Genomic DNA, 16,275 nt, shown 5'->3' on the forward strand with positions numbered 1-16,275 from the left:
CCGCAAACTTCACCCATCCGGGTGCTGTTACCCCATCATCAGATAGGGGCGCCACTCGTCCTGCACACGACCGTTGAAGTCGCTCAGGAAGAGAATATAGCTGGGGCGATAGGGCCGCTTCGACAGCGTCATGTTGGCCTGGTCAGGGGTCCGGTTGCCCTTATCGGTGTTGCAGCGCTGGCAGGCTGTCACGAGGTTCTCCCAGGTGTCCTTTCCGCCACGCGAGCGCGGCACCACGTGGTCAATGGTCAGGTTGTGGGTTTCGCCACAGTACACACACTTGTAGCCATCGCGGCGGAAGATGTTCGTGCGGCTGAGCGACACCTTGCGGTAGGGCACACGCACATAGCTGTAAAGCCGGATGATGCTGGGGAAGCGGTGACTGGCCGCAACCGACCGCATGTTGCGGTCTTTGCGGTCGGCCAGCATTTCGGCCTTCCGCAGATACACCAGAACGAACGCACGCTCGGGCGAACAGACACTGATGGCCTGATAGTCCTGATTCAGTACTAATACCCTGTTTTTCACGGTGCTAACGGTTTGTCTAATCTACAACCGCTGCACCACAATTAAAAGTGTCGTTTTATCCCCGATAGTTGGTGGGTTAACACGCCACTATGTTGGTTAACAATGCCTTCACTTGTAAACAGGTCGTGGCGGGTGTGGCCACTGCCTGCCGCGTGCACAATCCGGTCGGGTGCGGTAAGAATGCCCACGTGCGTCACCCGCCCGCTGGCGTTGGCAAAGAACGCCAGGTCACCGGCTCTCTGCTCGCCCACAGGCACTTCTGTGCCCTGTAATGCCTGCTGCCAGGCATCGCGCTGCAACGCCACCCCGCACAGGGCCAGACACACCTGCGTCAGGCCCGAGCAGTCGATGCCGGCCACCGTTTTGCCACCCCACAGGTAGGGCGTGTTCAGGTATTCCATGGCCAGCTTCACGGCATCTGCCGCTCCTGCCTCTGACCGAAAACTTAACAGACTGGGCACCACCAGTTCGCGCCCCTCGGCCAGCGCCACCGTGCTGCCTTCCTCGCTATAGAAGCGGCTGCCCCGGAACAGCGTAACACGCTCGCCTGAGTTACTGAGCCGGCCCACATTGAGCAGCGGCGCCAGCATCCGTGGCGGTGCCTGCGCCAGAGCTGGATCGGCCCGTACCAGCCCCGTAACGCGCGTCCATCCTTCATAGCCATCGGCCAGGCCTCGCCAGCGCACATATTCGCCGTCCTCGGTGGTTTCCAGCACATGGCCCAGCTCGCCTAACAGCAGTTGGCTGCCCAGTTCAGCTTTATGAGTGGGCTCCACGCGCAGCGGGGCCACCGCCTCAACACACATCCACAGCGGCTCGTTCATGCAGCACAAGTTACACCCGGCGCAATTGTCAGCCGCTTTTGCCGTTACCCTTAACACATGCAGCAAGCCCCATCCCCAGCGCCAGACGCACGGCCCTCGCTGCCCGCTCGGGCCCTCATCGGGCTGTTCACACTGCTCATCCGGGGCTATCAGCTTATTCTGTCGCCCCACCTGCCAAACAGCTGCCGCTATCACCCCACCTGCTCACAATATGCCATTGAAGCCCTGCGCAAACATGGCCCGTTGAAAGGCAGTTGGCTGGCCGCAAAACGCATCGCCCGCTGCCACCCCTGGGGCGGCCACGGCTACGATCCTGTGCCCTGAAAAGTCGTCGGAACCCTACAACATAGATTCCCGCTGCCTGTGCAAAGTTACCGGCATGGAAATGCTGCTGGTAGACCGCATGGGCCCCGAAAGCCTGGACATTGATATTCAACTGGTTGACGGCCATAACAACGTCGTCGCCACTACAACCATCAAGGCCGGTGAACCCAACACTGTGCTCCACATTCCCGGCCTCAAGGCGGGTAGTTACATGCTGAAAGGCCAGCACAGGATGGGCAGCTGGAGCCGCCGGATCATCGTCCGCACGCTGACACACGAGCCCGTCGCTTAACATTCCGCATACAATCCGGGCAAGGCTGGCGCGTTGGGTTGTTGTATATTCACCCGACTATGAAGCCTGTACGGTTCCTGCCTCAGCGGTTTACACGCCCGGCGCTGTTCCTCCTCCTGCTCTGTGCCGCTTTCATGCTGGGCACAGCCTGGCGCGACAGCCGTCCCACCCCCAGCGACAGCTATTTCGAGGTGTCGAAGAACATCGACATTTTCGGCCGCATCATGCGCGAGGTGCAGCAGAGCTATGTCGACGAAGTAGAGATCAACCAGTTCTCGCGCTATGGCTTCGACGCCATGCTCAAGACCCTGGACCCCTACACCGACTTCTACTCCGCCAGCCAGATCGAGCAGTATCGCTTTCTCAACGCCGATGAGCGCGGCAACCCCGGTCTTGACTTCCGTCTGCTCGACGGCAAGGTCATCATCACCGAGGTCTTTGAAGGCGGCCCGGCAGACAAAGCAGGTCTCAAGGCTGGCGACCAGATTCTCCAGATAGACCGCGAGAAGATAGAGGAAAAGCCCGGCACTGCCCAGCGGATCGAGGGCCTGCTGGCAGGCGAAGTCCGCTCCATCGCCACGCTGAAAGTGCGCCGTGCGGGCACCCCACAGCCGCTGGAAGTGAAGCTCGAGCGCGCCGACCGCAACGCCGCCAACATCGACTTCTACACCCTCACCGGCCCCAACCGCGACATCGCCTACGTCTCCTTCCCCAACGGCTTCTACCGCAACGCCACCGCCGAAATCCAGAAGGCGCTGGAAGACCTGCGAAAGCAGAACCCCCAGCTCAAGGGCTACATTCTCGACCTGCGCGGCAACCCCGGCGGCCTGCTCATGGAAGCCCTGGCCCTCAGCAACCTCTTCATTCCCACTGGCGAGCGCATTGTAGAAACCCGTGGCCGCATGGAGGGCAACACCGCCACCTACACCGCCGAGCGTACCCCCTTCGACACCGAAACACCCCTGGCCGTGCTGGTAGACTCCAACAGCGCCTCGGCCAGCGAAATCGTGTCGGGCGTGGTGCAGGATTATGACCGCGGCGTTGTCATCGGCCGCCGCACCTACGGCAAGGGCCTCGTGCAGACCACCCGCCCCCTCAGCTACAACAGCCAGATCAAAATCACCACCGCCCGCTACTACACCCCCAGCGGCCGCTGCATTCAGGCCATTGACTACACCCACCAGGATGCCGAAGGCGGGCTGGTGCGCAAAACCGAAACCCAGCAGCGCACCTTCAAAACACGCCGGGGCCGCCCCGTGAAAGACGGCGGCGGCATTGAGCCCGACCTGCCCACCGAGGGCCTGGCCCTGCACCCCTTCACTCGCGCGCTGCTCAGCCGGCACATCCTCTTCGACTTCGTGACGCAGTGGGTAGCCACACACCCCACCGCACCCGATGCCGCCGCCTTCCGCGTAGACGACGCCCTCTATGCCGACTTTGCCGCTTATGTGCAGAAGCGTGCCGCCGAAATCACCCCCAGCGGCAGCAAAGAACTGGCCGCCCTGAAAACCGCGCTCGCTGCTGAAACCTGGGGCACCGAACTGGCCGCCGACGTAGCCCAGCTGGAAAACAAACTGAAAGCCGCCGCCCTGAAAGGCGTGCAGACCTACCGCCCCGAACTGACCGAGCAGCTGCGCCGCGAAATCGTCCTGCGCTACCACTACCGCAAAGGCATGCGCCAGAGCTCCCTCGACGTAGACCCCGACGTTCAGGCCGCCATCCGCGTGCTCAACACCCCCACCGAATACCGCGCCCTGCTGTCGCCCAAGAAGTAATGCCCGACAACACCGAACTGGCCGAGCGCCTGCGCCTGCTCTTCCCGCAGTTTCCGCAGGACCTGCGCGACGAAATGGCCCGCAAAGGCGTGGTGAAGGAATTCGCCACCGGCGACACCATTGTCCGCACGGGGCAGTATTTCCGGTCGTCGCTCATCGTGCTCGACGGCCGTCTGAAGCTCTACCGCGATGGCGGCGAGGGCGATGCCTTCTTCCTCTACTTCCTGGAGCCCGGCAAGGCCTGCGCCCTCTCCATGCTCTGCACCCTTCAGAGCCAGACCAGCGAGGTGAAAGCCGTGGCCGACGAGCCTACACGCGTGCTCATGCTGCCCATCGAGTTGCTCGACAGCCTCATGCTCTCCCACCGCCAATGGTACCAGTTTGTGCTGGAAAACTACCGCGAGCGCCTGGAAGAACTGCTGCTGCTGGTAGACCACGTGGCCTTCCGCAGCATGGACGAGCGCCTGGAGTTTTACCTCCAGCGACAGACAGAAGCCCTCGGAACGCGTCTGCTCAACACCACCCACGAGCAGATTGCCACCGATCTAAACTCTTCACGGGTCGTCATCTCCCGCCTGCTGAAGCAGATGGAACACGACGGCCGGGTGCGCCTCCACCGCAACCAAATAGAGCTTCTGTAACTCCGGTTACAGAGTGCGCGAATTTGGGGGTGTACGTTTGCGGAAACATCCGCGTACATGACACTCCTCGTTACAGTTGCAGGCTATCTGGCAGCTCTGCTCATCGGCATCTCGCTGGGCCTGATTGGCGGCGGCGGCTCCATCCTCACGGTTCCACTGCTGGTCTATGGTTTTGGCGTGGCCCCCTTGGTGGCTACCTCGTGGTCGTTGCTGGTGGTGGGCAGCACCAGTCTGGCAGGCGCTGCGCTCAAATACCGCCGCGGCGAGGTAGACATCCGCACGGCCCTCACCTTCGGTGCAGCCTCGCTGCTGGTGGTGCTGCTCATGCGTCGTTTCGTCATGCCGGCCATCCCCGACGACCTCTTCACCCTCGGCGGCTTCACCCTCACCAAAAGCCTGTTCACGCTGCTGGCCTTTGCCGCTCTCATGGTGCTGTCAGCCGTAAAAATGCTGTGGGGTGCCCCGCCTGCCCCGGCGTCTGACACCGCCACCGCCAACCCCCTGGTGCAGATGGCTCTGCGGGGGGCTGTGGTGGGCGTGGTCACGGGCTTTGTAGGCGCTGGTGGCGGCTTTCTCATCATTCCGGCGCTGGTGCTGTTTGCCCGCCTGCCCATGAAACAGGCCGTGGGCACCTCCCTGCTCATCATCGCCGTCAACTCCCTGCTGGGTTTCCTTGCCGACCTCGGCCGCACCCCGCTCGACGCACCACTCCTCACGGGCATCATCATTGCTGCTCTCGCAGGCATGCTGCTGGGCAACTTCCTGGCGGCACACATCGACGGCAACCGCCTCAAAAAAGGCTTCGGCTGGTTTGTGCTGGTCATGGGCCTTTTCATTTTCCTGAAAGAAATTTTCCTGAAATGAGGCTGTGTAACACAGGTTACTGAAACAGCCCCTGGCCCTGCCCCACCTTTGCATCATACCTAACGAATCACCCCTCAGCACCCCATACCATGAGCACCCTCACCGCTCCCCGCATCGAACAGATTTACACCGGCTGCCTGGCACAGGGCGCCTACTACATCGAGTCAAACGGCGAGGCCGTCGTCATTGACCCGCTCCGCGAGGTAACGCCCTACCTGGAGCGCGCTGCACAGTCTGGCGCCCGCATCAAGTATGTGCTGGAAACCCACTTCCACGCCGACTTCGTCTCCGGTCACCTGGACCTCGCCAAGGCCAGCGGTGCCGCCATCGTTTTCGGCCCCAACGCCCGCCCTACTTTCGACGCCCACATTGCCACCGATGGCGAAATCCTCACCGTCGGCAGCCTCAAGCTGAAAGTGTTGCACACACCCGGCCACACGATGGAGTCTACCTGCTATCTGCTGCAGGATGAAACCGGCCGCGACATCGCCGTCTTCACCGGCGACACCCTCTTCATCGGCGATGTAGGCCGCCCCGACCTGGCACAGAAGTCGGACCTGACGATGGAAGACCTCGCAGGCCACCTGTACACCTCCCTGCGCACCAAGCTGATGCCCCTGGCCGATGACGTCATCGTCTACCCGGCCCACGGCGCTGGCTCGGCCTGTGGCAAGAACATGAGCAAGGAAACCTCCGACACCATCGGCAACCAGAAGGCCACCAACTACGCCCTCCGTGCCGACATGTCCCGCGAGGAGTTTGTCCGCGAGGTAACCACTGGCCTTATGCCACCGCCCGTCTACTTCCCACAGAACGTGCGCATGAACAAAGAGGGCTACGACAGCATCAACGACGTGCTCAAGCGTGGCACCCAGGCGCTGTCGCCACAGGCCTTCGAAGCCGCCGCCAACGAAACCAGCGCCCTCATCCTCGACACCCGCGACGCCGAGACCTTTGCGCAGGGCTTTATCCCCAACAGCATCAACATCGGTATCGACGGCAACTTCGCCCCCTGGGTGGGCGCCCTCATCCCCGATGTGCAGCAGCCTATTCTGCTGGTCACCGAGCCCGGCCGCGAGGAAGAGGTGGTCACACGCCTGGCCCGTGTAGGCTACGACAACACCCTCGGCTATCTGGAAGGCGGCTTCAGAACCTGGAAGCTGGCCGGCCGTGAAGTAGACACCATTCAGCGTGTGGGCGCCACCGAGCTGGCACGCCTGAAGAACAGCCAGCCCGCCCTGAAGATCGTAGACGTGCGCAAGCAGAGCGAATACCTCTCCGAACATCTGATAGACGCCGCCAACGCCCCGCTCGATTTCATCAACGACAGCATGGCCAAGCTGGACCCCAGCCAGCCGGTTTACATCCACTGCGCGGGCGGCTACCGCTCCATGATCTTCGTGTCCATCCTGCGGGCACGCGGCTACGACAACCTCATCGACGTACGCGGGGGCTTCAAGGCACTGAAGGAATCCGGCCTCTTTGAGGTAACCGACTACGTCTGCCCTACCACCCTGCTCTAAGCCAACAACCTTACGGGGGCTGCCGGGGCAACTTCCCTGGATGCCTGAACGCTGCTGGCGGCCCCCTCTTTTCATCCGATCATGTCATTCTTCCGAGCCATGTTCAACCTGCTTTTTGGCCAGCCCAAGGCCTACGACCTCAATGGCGCCGACTTCAAGGCCCAGTTCAAAGCCACGCCCAACGCCGTGCTGCTGGACGTACGCACCGCTGGTGAGGTAGCACAGGGCGCCCTGCCCGGTGCCAAAAACATCGACATCATGCGCGCCGACTTTGCCGAGCGCATCCAGAAGCTCGACCGCAACGCCACCTACTTCGTCTACTGCCGCAGTGGCAACCGCAGTGGACAGGCCGTGGGCATGATGCAGAACCTCGGCTTCAAGGCCTTCAACCTCGTGGGCGGCATCGGTGCCTGGCCCCGCTGATTTCCCCAAAACACTACCCATGAAGCCCCTGCGCATCCTCCTCCCGACCGACTTCTCCGTCCAGTCGGACTACGCCTGGATACTGGCGGAGAAGCTGGCCGAGAAGCTGCCCATCGAACCCCATTTCCTGCACGTGTTGCAGGTACCGGCGGCGGCCAGCTTCACACCCGATGGCGAGCTCATTCGCGACGGTGAATGGGACCCTGCCATCTACACTCGGCTGAAAACCGCTGCCGAAAACCGCCTGCAACTCCTGGCCCAGCAGCACCCCGAAGCCCAGGTGCACCTGACCCGCGGCGCCCTCACCGACGCTATCGTGTCGTACGCCACCGAGCACCAGTTCGACCTCGTGCTCATGGGCACCAAAGGCTCGTTCGGGTTGCAGGAAAAGCTGTCGGGCAGCGAAACCCAGCATGTGGCGCGCCTGTGCCCCGTACCCGTGCTCTCGCTCATGTGCGACCGCAGCGAGCTGAAGATCCGCAACCTGCTGCTGGCTGGCACCTTCAACGACGAGCACCCGCGCAACCTGCACGTGCTCAAGACCCTGCAACAGGCGTTCGACGCCACCCTGCACCTGCTCTGCGTGGTACCCAAACCCATCCCTGGCGATGTAGAGGCCGCACGTGTGCGCATGGAGCTGTTTGTGCTGGACAACGGCCTGAAGAATACCCAGTTGCACGTCCTCTCCGACCACGACCTTGAGCACGGCGTTACCCACTTCGTGCAGATGCAGGAAGTGGACCTCGTAGCCATTGGTCTGCACCCCCGCAAAGGACTTTCGGGCCTGCTTAAGGAAACCGTAGCTGAAAAGCTTGTGAACCATCTGTTCAAGCCCCTCCTGACGTTTCATTTGCAGTAACTCCTCCTTCCCATACTAGACCCAACATGCTGGAACTCCTCCGTGCGCCCTGGCCGTGGTACGTGTCGGGCGCGATGATTGCAGCCCTGCTGATGGCGCTGCTGTTTTTTGGCAAAACCTTTGGCTTCTCGTCCAATTTCCGCACGCTCTGCGCCATGTGTGGCGCGGGCCGCACTGCCCCCTTCTTCCAGTTCAACTGGCGCGGCCAGCTCTGGAACCTGGTGTTCCTGATCGGTGCGGTGATTGGTGGGGCGCTGTCGGCGCTCTGGCTCAGCAATGGCCAGCCAATCGCCATTGCCGATGCCACCGTGCAGGATCTGGCCCAGTTGGGCTTTGCCGCCCCCACAGGCGCCCAGCCCGACGAACTCTATGGCCTCGGCGTGCTGGGCTCGCTGAAAGGCATTCTGCTGCTGGTAGTAGGCGGCTTTCTGGTGGGCTTCGGCTCGCGCTGGGCGGGTGGCTGCACCTCGGGCCACGCCATCACGGGCCTGTCCAGCCTCCAGCTGCCGTCGCTCATTGCGGTTGTGGGCTTCTTCATCGGCGGCCTTGTAATGACCCATCTCATCTACCCCATCCTGTTCTGACACCCCACCCCATGAAATACCTCAAGTTTCTGCTGGCCGGCGTGGTATTCGGCATTGTCATGGCGAAAAGCGAAGCCTTCTCCTGGTATCGCATTCAGGAGATGTTCCGCTTCCAGGCCTTCCACATGTACGGCATCATTGGCGTGGCCGTGGTGCTGGGCGCGCTGGGCGTGTTCCTCATCAAACGGCTGGGCCTGCGCGACATCGGCGGCAACCCCATCGTCCTGCCGCCCAAAGAGAAAGCCATCTGGCGCTACCTGCTCGGCGGCACGGTATTTGGCCTCGGCTGGGCCCTTACCGGCGCCTGTCCCGGCCCCATGTTCGTGAACCTCGGCCAGGGCGTCTGGACTATGCTACTGGTGATTGGCAGTGCCTTTGCGGGCACCTGGGTCTATGGCCTGGTGCAGCACCGCCTGCCCCACTGACAATCATGAGTAAGTGAGTGTGAGAGTACCCCACGGCCTCGTTGGCGTGGGGTTTTTTATTGCAGCAGGCCCTGCAACTCGCCTACGGCGTCGCGCAGTTGCTGGCGAGTACACCTGTTGCTGTGTTTCATCTGCTGGCACAGGGCATAGACATCCCGCAGCAGGTCCAGGTCGTCCTCGCTGGTGGTGTACAGCAGCGGAATGTCGGCCGTATCGGGGTGGCCGTGCAGTTGCCGCTCAAAAGCCTCGCCTCGCAGATTCCCCACCTGCCGACTGCAGATTACCAGATGCGGCTGGTGCTGCCGGGCCAGGTGCAGGCCGCTCTTTCCGTCCAGCGCCACCAGCAGGCGGATGCTCCGGGGCGGCAGCAGGGCTTCTATCATTCGGGTAACAAGCGGGTCGTCGTTCACAAGGAGGACTAGCGGAACAGGATCCATGGTGTCAGGCATTTACCTTACCTACGCGGGCCGGATCAGCACAGGTTGCAAAAAGCTGCCCTGGACCCAAAAACCTCTTGACGGCCCTGCGGGGCCTACTGCAAATGCGCCTGACGGGGCCAGCAATGGCTATATGCCTGTGGGAACAACGACGTCAGAACACCGGCCCCAACAGCTCTTCCACGGCATCGCGTAGTTCGTCTTCCGTAAAGGGCTTGGAGATAAAGAGCAGTTGCTGCGGCAGTTCGTGCACCTCGCGCAGCAGTTCGCGGTCGCGGTCGCCAGTCACGAACAGCACGGGGATGTTCTTGGTTTTGGCCTTCTTCACCAGCTGCGTCAGCACCTCCTGCCCACTCATACCAGGCAGGTGCATGTCACAGATGATGAGATGAGGGGTCTGGGCTTTGGCCAGTTTCAGGCCGGTTTCGCCGTCGGTTGCCGTCACGAGTTCTACAGTCTCGGCCGGCAGAAACTTGCGCACTACGCGCGCAGTGAGTGCGTCGTCTTCGATGAGAAGGACGGTAGGTTTGCCAAACATAAGGGAGGGAAATGCTTCAGGTACGGCAAACCTAAGAGCTATTCGCTTTCTGGAAAAAGGAAGGCGTCCAATCTCTTCTTTTCATAGACCAACCGCCACAAAGTGCTGACCAACACCGCAGTGGGTTACGGACGCCCTGTCTCCCGATACGTCATTTCGAGCGCCAGCGAGAAATCTACCTTCAGGCGGCTTGCAGCCTTCTCAGTACACAGGTCTGCCTTCGGCAGCCCAAAAGTAGATTTCTCAGGAAGGCTCCGCCAACCTTCGAAATGACGCATTTCGATATAGTCCGAAACATACCCACTCTCACTCCTATCCCTGCCCTTCGTAACTTGCCCCCATGCGGCTGTTCGGCCATCCGGTTCTCTGTAACTACTATCTCACGTACCGCTGCAACGCGAAGTGCTCCTTCTGTGACATCTGGGAGAAGCCCTCGCCCTATGTCACGCTCGACCATTTCCGCGACAACCTCCGCGACCTCCTCCGCCTCAAGGTCCGCGTCATCGACTTCACCGGCGGCGAGCCTCTCCTGCACCGCGACCTCCCCGAAATGCTGCGCCTGGCCAAGGACGCAGGCCTCATCACCACCGTCACCACCAACACGCTCCTCTATCCCAAATACGCCGACAAGCTGAAGGGGCTGGTGGACATGCTGCATTTCTCGCTCGACTTCCCTGACCGCGAGCGTCACAATGCCTCACGCGGCGTAGACTGCTACGACCACCTCCTGCGCTCTATCGAAGTGGCCCGCAGCCTCGGCGAAAGGCCCGATATCCTCTACACCCTCACGGACGACAGCGTAGACGGTATTCGGCAGGTGTACGAAGAGATTTCCCGGCCCAACGACCTCATCCTTATCCTCAATCCGGTGTTCCGCTACGGCGACGTCGGCACCGACCTCAGCCAGCACCACTTTCCTGCCCTGCGCCGCTGGGCGCGCCGCAAGCGCGTATACCTCAACACCGCCTTCCTCGACCTCCGCGAGGCCGGCGGCAACCAGACCCACAGCCCCGTCTGCGTGGCTGGCAGCAGCACCGTGGTCATCAGCCCGGAAAACAAACTCGTGGTCCCCTGCTACCACCTGGGCGTGGAGAGCCTGCCCATCGACGGCCACCTCTACGACGTCTACCACCACCCCCACACCCAGCAGTTGCTGAAGCAGGAGGGCCGCCTGCCGGGGTGTCAGGGCTGCACCATCAACTGCTACATGCAGCCATCGTTTGCCACGCAGGTAAACCGCTATTTCTTCCGCGCCCTGCCCAGCACCTTCAAGTATGCCTGGGAAAAGTGGGTGTGAAGCTGCGTCAGTTACCAATAAGGTACAGGCTCAGCCTGAAGGTGTCGGTCAGGGTGCCGCTGTCTGCCTCCCGTGTCAACAGTAGAAGTGTGCCTTGCACGGTTGCCCCAAGCCAGTAATAGCCCTCCTGTGAGCGGGCATCCAGTATCAGCAGATTCATGCGGCGGCCTTTGCGGTACACATACCCTTTTACAGGAGCATTGTACCAGCCGATGCTGTCGTTAAGCGTCATCAGCGGTCCGCCGTAGTGTCCCAGCGAAGCTACCACGCGCCCATCACCATAGAAGCCCAGCCATTTGCTTAGGGTGTCGTTACTGCCCGCAGCCACCTGAACATACAGGCAGCGGTCTTCGACGCCTGCCGGCAGTGCTTCCACTGGCTTCCCCTTTTGCCGCTCGGCACGGGCTTCGCGTCCGCTGCTGCGGGTCGTGGGTCCGGTGAAGCTCATCCGGCAGCCTACCAGCACGCTGACGCCAGCCAGACACACCAGCAGGCATTTCCAGAGGAGACGTTCGGAGACAGACATAAAGCCAAGCTAGGGGCTGAGGATCGAGCGGCATAAGGCGGGCGGAAACTTGTCTGTTAATTACATCTTGCGTGGCCGATAAAATTGAAGGCCTGCACTTCCCTCATACCAAAAGCCTGACTGGCTGCGTATCTTTAACACATGGCCCGTGTTGCGCTGCTCTTCCTCTTTGTCTGTCTGGCACTCCCGGCCAGTGCCCAGCGCGATTGCAGCTTTCGTGTGGGCAAGCTGAAGTACGGCGGCGGTGGCGACTGGTATGCCAACCCCAGTTCCCTGCCCAACCTCATCCGCTTCGTCCGCGAAAACACCCGCTTGGCCATTTGTCCTGAGGCCGAATCTGTCGAGGCCAGCAGCAGCCAGCTTTTCCTCTACCCTGTGCTGTACATGACCGGCCACGGCAACGTCGTCTTCACAGACCAGGAGGTGCAGAACCTGCGCACTTGGATGCTGGCGGGCGGCCTGCTCATCGCCGACGACAACTATGGCATGCAGAAGTACATCCGCCGCGAGCTAAAGCGCATTTTCCCCGAATACTCGCTGGAGGAAGTGCCGTTGAGCCACCCCGTCTACAACGTGCACTATGCCATGCCCAAAGGCATACCCAAGGTACACGTACATGACGGCCTGCCCGCACAGGGCTTCGGCATTTTCCACGAAGGACGCCTGGTGTGCTACCTCACCTACGAGGCCGACCTCGGCGACGGCTGGGAAGACCCCGCCGTACACAACGACCCCGAGCCCATCCGGCAGCAGGCCCTGCAGATGGGCACCAACCTGCTGCTGTACGTAGCCCTGCGCTCGGCCAACGGCCTCTGAGCCAGCTCCAGAAACCCAGCTTTGCGCTGCGGTTCGTAACTTCGGCTCCCCATGCGTCATTTCTGGCCCTGCCTGCTGTCGTTTCTCCTGCCCGCGTTGCTGTTGGTGGCACCTGCAGGAGCATTTGCGCAGCAGCCGGATCCTCCGGTACTGCCCAGCGAAATCCGCGCTGTGCTTGCTGGCGGCGGTGAGGCCCGCATTGTGCCCGACACCACCGTGCCGCTGGTGTCGCTGGTCATCGCCGCACGTCATCCCATCACCGACGAAGGCTGGGCTGCCTACAGCCGCCTGTTGCCAGGGCTGGTGATGCGCCCCCTGCCCGACGACGCCCGCTACGCCAACCGCGCCGCGCTCAATCTGGCCCTGCAACAGCTGGGCATCTCCTACAAAGCCGGACATCTGCCGGGCGGCGTGTACTTCTCCGTCCTTACCCAGCCACGGTATCTGCGCCCTGCCGCCGAACTGCTCATGGCCATGCTCACCGACGCCCGCCACGACAGTCTTTCCGTGCGCAAAGCCACGCTGGCCCTCGCCGACGCCGAGCAGCAGTCGCAGAGCGCCGCCGACTACTTCCTGCGTGCCGAAATTGCCAATGCCCTCTACGGCGAGGAAGGCCAGGGTGGCTTTCTGCCCACCCCTACGTTCGCTCCGGTGCGGAAGGCTGGCAGTCAGCAGGTAGCCTATGCACAGCGCAAACTCCTGCGGCCCGACAACCTGCTGCTTATGATTGGCGGCGACGTGCAGCCCGGGCCGGCGCTGGCCCTGGCCGACAGCCTGTTTGCCGCCTGGCCCACCGCTACCCTTGCCGCCGACAGCAGCCAGACCCCTGCACACACTCCCTTGCAGAAAGATGAGCTGCTGATTGTGGTGAACGAGAAAACCACCGCGCCGCGCCTCACCGTGGCCTGGCCTCTGCCCGGCCTGGCCAGCGACAGCACCCTGCTGCTGCGGGCCAATCTGCTGGCGGGTCTGTTGCAGCAGACCGACCACCCCCTGCGCCGCCTGCTCCAGCGCCGCCGTCTGGCGCGTACCCTCGTGGCCGAAGCCGAACTGCTGCCCCAGCAGGGCTGGTTCCGCCTCACCGTCATCCCCACCCGCGACAGCCTGCTGGCCTGTTACAAGGCCCTGCGCGGCATTCCCGCCCTGCTCTCCGACCCTGCCTTTTACGACACCGCCATGGTGGCCCGCGTGCTGGCCCGCACCGAGGCCGAACTCGTCTTCCGCAAGCAGGAGAACAGTGCCTTCTGCCTCTGGCTCACCGAAAGCTGGGTACGCGGCGACCACACGCCTTACGATACCCTCCTTGCCGCTACCCAGCCCCAACATGTAACCAACTGGACCGGCCTGCTGCGGGGCTTTGCCGGCGAACACCTCGTAGACCGCCCTGCCGTTTACGGCGCGCTGGCCACCTCCACCCAGCCGGGTCTGGAGGCGTTGGAAGACTACGTGTACCGCTACAACGAACGCCCGCAACCCGCGCAGGTGCAGCTCTCCGATGCCGTGCTGGCCGAGCAGCGCGCACGCATGGCCACTGCCGATGCCGCATGGACGGGCGCCCTGAAGGACTCGTTGGAGCGCGCTGCCGAAGACCTGTACCGCAGTCCCGTCGCCGACTCGGTTGAGCATACACCAGATGCGAAAGCCGACACACTGCGAAACACACTGCCCACCGCCGACAGCTTGGCCACTGTACAGGCAGATCCAGCCCCCAGCACCGACGACACCCCCGACGAACCGGAGTCGGCCCCCGACTCCACCGTGCTGAAGCAGCCTGTGTTTACCCCCGCCGCCACAGACACCACTACTGCCGCACCAGGCATCGCCGCCCAAGTGCCCGTCTGGTATCCGGTAGACACCACCGGCCTGCGCCAGCTCTACGCCCCCGACACCGCACTGGCCCGTTTCACGCTCTTCTTCCCGCTGGACGAAATAGCCCTCGACAGTGCGGGGCAGGCCCGTCTGGCCCAGCTGGCCGCCATTCTGGCCGAACAGCCCAGCCGGATCCTCTACATCAACGGCCACAGCGACCTCAGCGGAAACCCCGACCATAACCGTGCCCTCAGCAGCCTGCGGGCCCGCTACGTGCGCGACCAGCTGGTGCAGCAGCACAGCGTCAGCCGCAGACAGCTGCGGTTCCGCGCCCGCGGTGAAAGCCAGCCGCTCTTTGACGAAAAGCCCAAACCCACCCGCAAGCGGGCCCGCGCCCTCAACCGTCGGGTAGAATTCACCTGGAACTGATGCTACGCTTCTGCTCTCTCCTGCTGGTGCTGGTGGCCTTTGCGGCCCCTGCCACAACCCATGCCCAGAAGCGCAGCAAAGCCAAGACCGACACCCGGCTGGCCCAGAACATCACCGAGCTGAGCTTTGCCGGCATACCGCTGCTGCAAAAGGCCACCAGCCCCGACAAAGTGGTGGCCATCAACCTTATGCTGATGGGCGGCCTGCGCATGGTGCCCGAAGGCAAAGAGGGCATTGAAGCCCTGTTGCTCGAAGCCCTCGTCAACGGCAGCAGCCAGGACCTGCCCGCCGAAGACATCCAGCGGCAGCTGAACGCAATGGGTACCCGCGTGGCCGTGTATGCCGGACCCGAGTTCTCCTATGTGTCGCTTCAATGCCTGGAAAAGCACTTTGCCCAGAGCTGGAACCTGCTGGTACAGCAACTGCTTTCGCCCGCCTGGCTGGAAGACGAGTTTGAAGACACGCGCGCCCGCCTGCGCATACAGGCTCAGAATCTGCCGCAGGCCGAGCGGTTTCGCCGCAATGCCCTTGCAGCCTCCCTACCAGGCCAGCTCTATGGCCGACAGGCCAGTGGCACCGATGCCACCCTGGAAAAGCTGACCCTCGACGAAGTGAAAGCACACTACGCCGGGCTCTTCCGGCTGGGGCGCATCCGCTTTGTGGTAGTGGGCGGCGTGGCTCCGCTGCGCTTGCAGAACGCCCTTATCGGCACCCTCAGCAGCCTGCCCAAAACCAGCCCCGACGACGCCGAACAGGTACTCGGCGAACTGGACCGCACCCACCAGCCCGTGCTGGTGCCGATTCCCCGCCAGACCACCACCTATATCCAGGCCCTGCTACCAGCACCGCCACCCGGCACCCGCGATGCCGCTGCACTGGAGGTGGCCCTCGCCATCCTGTCCGACCGCATGGGCGAAGACCTCTGCCTGCGCCGCAACCTTGCCTGTGAAACCTTCACAGCCTATGCCCCTACGCAGCGCAGCTATGCACTGGTGGGCGTTACTTCCGAACGGCCCGCGGCCACCGCACGCGCCTTGGCCCAGCTTATGCAGAACGTGAGCCAGCAGGGCTTTACCCAGGCCGAGCTCGACGCCCGTAAGAACGCCCTCATCACCCGTTACTACGCTGGCCTGCAGAACAGCGTGGGTCAGGCTGCGCTGTTGGCTGAAGGCTATGCCCGCCCCGGCAACGACTGGCAGGCGCTGCTGAAGCTGCCCCCGCTGGTGCAGAGCCTCACACTGGAAGAAGTCAACGCCGCGGCACGCTATCTGGTCCCCGCCCAATGGAGTTGGTACATAGAGGGCGACACCCGAACCATTACGCCTGCCGTTTTTGGGCAATAAGACGTATTACAGGGCAAT

19 protein-coding genes are annotated in these 16,275 nt (G+C 62.5%); 14 read left to right on the top strand and 5 right to left on the bottom strand.

The window, feature by feature from the left end; all coding sequences use genetic code 11:
- Positions 1-27: 27 nt before the first annotated feature.
- Positions 28-528 carry an HNH endonuclease gene (locus AC2D8O_RS12045; RefSeq protein ID WP_484679075.1) on the bottom strand — a complete coding sequence of 167 codons (501 nt, stop codon included), beginning with the start codon at positions 526-528 and terminating at the stop codon, positions 28-30.
- Between the two features lie 41 nt (positions 529-569).
- Positions 570-1,352, bottom strand: coding sequence for a C40 family peptidase (locus AC2D8O_RS12050; RefSeq protein WP_484679076.1), 783 nt, complete (start codon positions 1,350-1,352; stop codon positions 570-572).
- Between the two features lie 57 nt (positions 1,353-1,409).
- Here AC2D8O_RS12050 and yidD point away from each other — a divergent pair, with 57 nt between their 5' ends.
- The 10 genes from yidD (at position 1,410) to AC2D8O_RS12100 (ending at position 9,062) form a co-directional block, all read left to right on the top strand.
- Positions 1,410-1,676, top strand: coding sequence for a membrane protein insertion efficiency factor YidD (yidD, locus tag AC2D8O_RS12055; protein WP_484679077.1), 267 nt, complete (start codon positions 1,410-1,412; stop codon positions 1,674-1,676).
- A 55-nt stretch (positions 1,677-1,731) separates the two neighbouring features.
- Complete coding sequence (locus AC2D8O_RS12060; RefSeq protein WP_484679078.1) at positions 1,732-1,968, top strand: hypothetical protein; 237 nt, start codon at positions 1,732-1,734, stop codon at positions 1,966-1,968.
- A gap of 59 nt (positions 1,969-2,027) precedes the next feature.
- Positions 2,028-3,743 carry a S41 family peptidase gene (locus AC2D8O_RS12065; RefSeq protein WP_484679079.1) on the top strand — a complete coding sequence of 572 codons (1,716 nt, stop codon included), beginning with the start codon at positions 2,028-2,030 and terminating at the stop codon, positions 3,741-3,743.
- Positions 3,743-4,384: a Crp/Fnr family transcriptional regulator gene (locus AC2D8O_RS12070; protein ID WP_484679080.1), complete on the top strand. Its 642-nt coding sequence runs from the start codon at positions 3,743-3,745 to the stop codon at positions 4,382-4,384. The genes AC2D8O_RS12065 and AC2D8O_RS12070 overlap by 1 nt, the downstream gene beginning before the upstream one ends.
- Positions 4,385-4,441: 57 nt before the next feature.
- Positions 4,442-5,248: a sulfite exporter TauE/SafE family protein gene (locus AC2D8O_RS12075; protein ID WP_484679081.1), complete on the top strand. Its 807-nt coding sequence runs from the start codon at positions 4,442-4,444 to the stop codon at positions 5,246-5,248.
- A gap of 89 nt (positions 5,249-5,337) precedes the next feature.
- Positions 5,338-6,771 carry an MBL fold metallo-hydrolase gene (locus AC2D8O_RS12080; protein WP_484679082.1) on the top strand — a complete coding sequence of 478 codons (1,434 nt, stop codon included), beginning with the start codon at positions 5,338-5,340 and terminating at the stop codon, positions 6,769-6,771.
- An 81-nt stretch (positions 6,772-6,852) separates the two neighbouring features.
- Complete coding sequence (locus AC2D8O_RS12085) at positions 6,853-7,194, top strand: rhodanese-like domain-containing protein (RefSeq protein WP_484679083.1); 342 nt, start codon at positions 6,853-6,855, stop codon at positions 7,192-7,194.
- A gap of 19 nt (positions 7,195-7,213) precedes the next feature.
- Complete coding sequence (locus AC2D8O_RS12090; RefSeq protein ID WP_484679084.1) at positions 7,214-8,053, top strand: universal stress protein; 840 nt, start codon at positions 7,214-7,216, stop codon at positions 8,051-8,053.
- Positions 8,054-8,079: 26 nt separating this feature from the next.
- Positions 8,080-8,637, top strand: a complete 558-nt coding sequence (locus AC2D8O_RS12095) for a YeeE/YedE family protein (RefSeq protein ID WP_484679085.1) — start codon at positions 8,080-8,082, stop codon at positions 8,635-8,637.
- 11 nt (positions 8,638-8,648) lie between these two features.
- The gene (locus AC2D8O_RS12100; protein WP_484679086.1) at positions 8,649-9,062 is read left to right on the top strand and encodes a DUF6691 family protein; all 414 of its coding nucleotides are present in this window, start codon (positions 8,649-8,651) and stop codon (positions 9,060-9,062) included.
- A 56-nt stretch (positions 9,063-9,118) separates the two neighbouring features.
- Here AC2D8O_RS12100 and AC2D8O_RS12105 read toward each other — a convergent pair whose 3' ends face one another.
- Both AC2D8O_RS12105 and AC2D8O_RS12110 read right to left on the bottom strand, forming a co-directional pair.
- Positions 9,119-9,499: a response regulator gene (locus AC2D8O_RS12105; protein ID WP_484679087.1), complete on the bottom strand. Its 381-nt coding sequence runs from the start codon at positions 9,497-9,499 to the stop codon at positions 9,119-9,121.
- 154 nt (positions 9,500-9,653) lie between these two features.
- Positions 9,654-10,037: a response regulator gene (locus tag AC2D8O_RS12110; RefSeq protein ID WP_484679088.1), complete on the bottom strand. Its 384-nt coding sequence runs from the start codon at positions 10,035-10,037 to the stop codon at positions 9,654-9,656.
- 340 nt (positions 10,038-10,377) lie between these two features.
- Here AC2D8O_RS12110 and AC2D8O_RS12115 point away from each other — a divergent pair, with 340 nt between their 5' ends.
- On the top strand, positions 10,378-11,334 hold the full coding sequence (locus AC2D8O_RS12115; RefSeq protein WP_484679089.1) for a radical SAM protein: 957 nt from the start codon (positions 10,378-10,380) through the stop codon (positions 11,332-11,334).
- 7 nt (positions 11,335-11,341) lie between these two features.
- Here the strand turns inward: AC2D8O_RS12115 and AC2D8O_RS12120 are convergent, their stop codons facing one another.
- A complete protein-coding gene (locus tag AC2D8O_RS12120) occupies positions 11,342-11,860 on the bottom strand; it encodes a hypothetical protein (protein WP_484679090.1) in 519 nt (172 codons plus the stop codon).
- Between the two features lie 141 nt (positions 11,861-12,001).
- Between AC2D8O_RS12120 and AC2D8O_RS12125 the strand changes: the two genes are divergently transcribed.
- From AC2D8O_RS12125 to AC2D8O_RS12135, 3 genes are read left to right on the top strand one after another with little or no spacing between them, the layout of a single operon-like run.
- On the top strand, positions 12,002-12,676 hold the full coding sequence (locus AC2D8O_RS12125; RefSeq protein WP_484679091.1) for a DUF4159 domain-containing protein: 675 nt from the start codon (positions 12,002-12,004) through the stop codon (positions 12,674-12,676).
- A gap of 51 nt (positions 12,677-12,727) precedes the next feature.
- Entirely contained in the window at positions 12,728-14,914 is a 2,187-nt protein-coding gene (locus AC2D8O_RS12130; protein ID WP_484679092.1) for an OmpA family protein, read from the top strand.
- Entirely contained in the window at positions 14,914-16,257 is a 1,344-nt protein-coding gene (locus tag AC2D8O_RS12135; RefSeq protein WP_484679093.1) for a M16 family metallopeptidase, read from the top strand. The genes AC2D8O_RS12130 and AC2D8O_RS12135 overlap by 1 nt, the downstream gene beginning before the upstream one ends.
- Positions 16,258-16,275: the final 18 nt, after the last annotated feature.

Source organism: Pontibacter sp. T17, assembly GCF_057219875.1.

What these genes read in the sequence shown, in the direction of transcription:
- AC2D8O_RS12050 (WP_484679076.1), bottom strand. Translation starts at nt 1,352, where the DNA reads ATGAACGAGCCGCTGTGGATGTGTGTTGAGGCGGTGGCCCCGCTGCGC.
- yidD (WP_484679077.1), top strand. Translation starts at nt 1,410, where the DNA reads ATGCAGCAAGCCCCATCCCCAGCGCCAGACGCACGGCCCTCGCTGCCC.
- AC2D8O_RS12060 (WP_484679078.1), top strand. Translation starts at nt 1,732, where the DNA reads ATGGAAATGCTGCTGGTAGACCGCATGGGCCCCGAAAGCCTGGACATT.
- AC2D8O_RS12065 (WP_484679079.1), top strand. Translation starts at nt 2,028, where the DNA reads ATGAAGCCTGTACGGTTCCTGCCTCAGCGGTTTACACGCCCGGCGCTG.
- AC2D8O_RS12070 (WP_484679080.1), top strand. Translation starts at nt 3,743, where the DNA reads ATGCCCGACAACACCGAACTGGCCGAGCGCCTGCGCCTGCTCTTCCCG.
- AC2D8O_RS12075 (WP_484679081.1), top strand. Translation starts at nt 4,442, where the DNA reads ATGACACTCCTCGTTACAGTTGCAGGCTATCTGGCAGCTCTGCTCATC.
- AC2D8O_RS12080 (WP_484679082.1), top strand. Translation starts at nt 5,338, where the DNA reads ATGAGCACCCTCACCGCTCCCCGCATCGAACAGATTTACACCGGCTGC.
- AC2D8O_RS12085 (WP_484679083.1), top strand. Translation starts at nt 6,853, where the DNA reads ATGTCATTCTTCCGAGCCATGTTCAACCTGCTTTTTGGCCAGCCCAAG.
- AC2D8O_RS12090 (WP_484679084.1), top strand. Translation starts at nt 7,214, where the DNA reads ATGAAGCCCCTGCGCATCCTCCTCCCGACCGACTTCTCCGTCCAGTCG.
- AC2D8O_RS12095 (WP_484679085.1), top strand. Translation starts at nt 8,080, where the DNA reads ATGCTGGAACTCCTCCGTGCGCCCTGGCCGTGGTACGTGTCGGGCGCG.
- AC2D8O_RS12100 (WP_484679086.1), top strand. Translation starts at nt 8,649, where the DNA reads ATGAAATACCTCAAGTTTCTGCTGGCCGGCGTGGTATTCGGCATTGTC.
- AC2D8O_RS12105 (WP_484679087.1), bottom strand. Translation starts at nt 9,499, where the DNA reads ATGGATCCTGTTCCGCTAGTCCTCCTTGTGAACGACGACCCGCTTGTT.
- AC2D8O_RS12110 (WP_484679088.1), bottom strand. Translation starts at nt 10,037, where the DNA reads ATGTTTGGCAAACCTACCGTCCTTCTCATCGAAGACGACGCACTCACT.
- AC2D8O_RS12115 (WP_484679089.1), top strand. Translation starts at nt 10,378, where the DNA reads ATGCGGCTGTTCGGCCATCCGGTTCTCTGTAACTACTATCTCACGTAC.
- AC2D8O_RS12120 (WP_484679090.1), bottom strand. Translation starts at nt 11,860, where the DNA reads ATGTCTGTCTCCGAACGTCTCCTCTGGAAATGCCTGCTGGTGTGTCTG.
- AC2D8O_RS12125 (WP_484679091.1), top strand. Translation starts at nt 12,002, where the DNA reads ATGGCCCGTGTTGCGCTGCTCTTCCTCTTTGTCTGTCTGGCACTCCCG.
- AC2D8O_RS12130 (WP_484679092.1), top strand. Translation starts at nt 12,728, where the DNA reads ATGCGTCATTTCTGGCCCTGCCTGCTGTCGTTTCTCCTGCCCGCGTTG.
- AC2D8O_RS12135 (WP_484679093.1), top strand. Translation starts at nt 14,914, where the DNA reads ATGCTACGCTTCTGCTCTCTCCTGCTGGTGCTGGTGGCCTTTGCGGCC.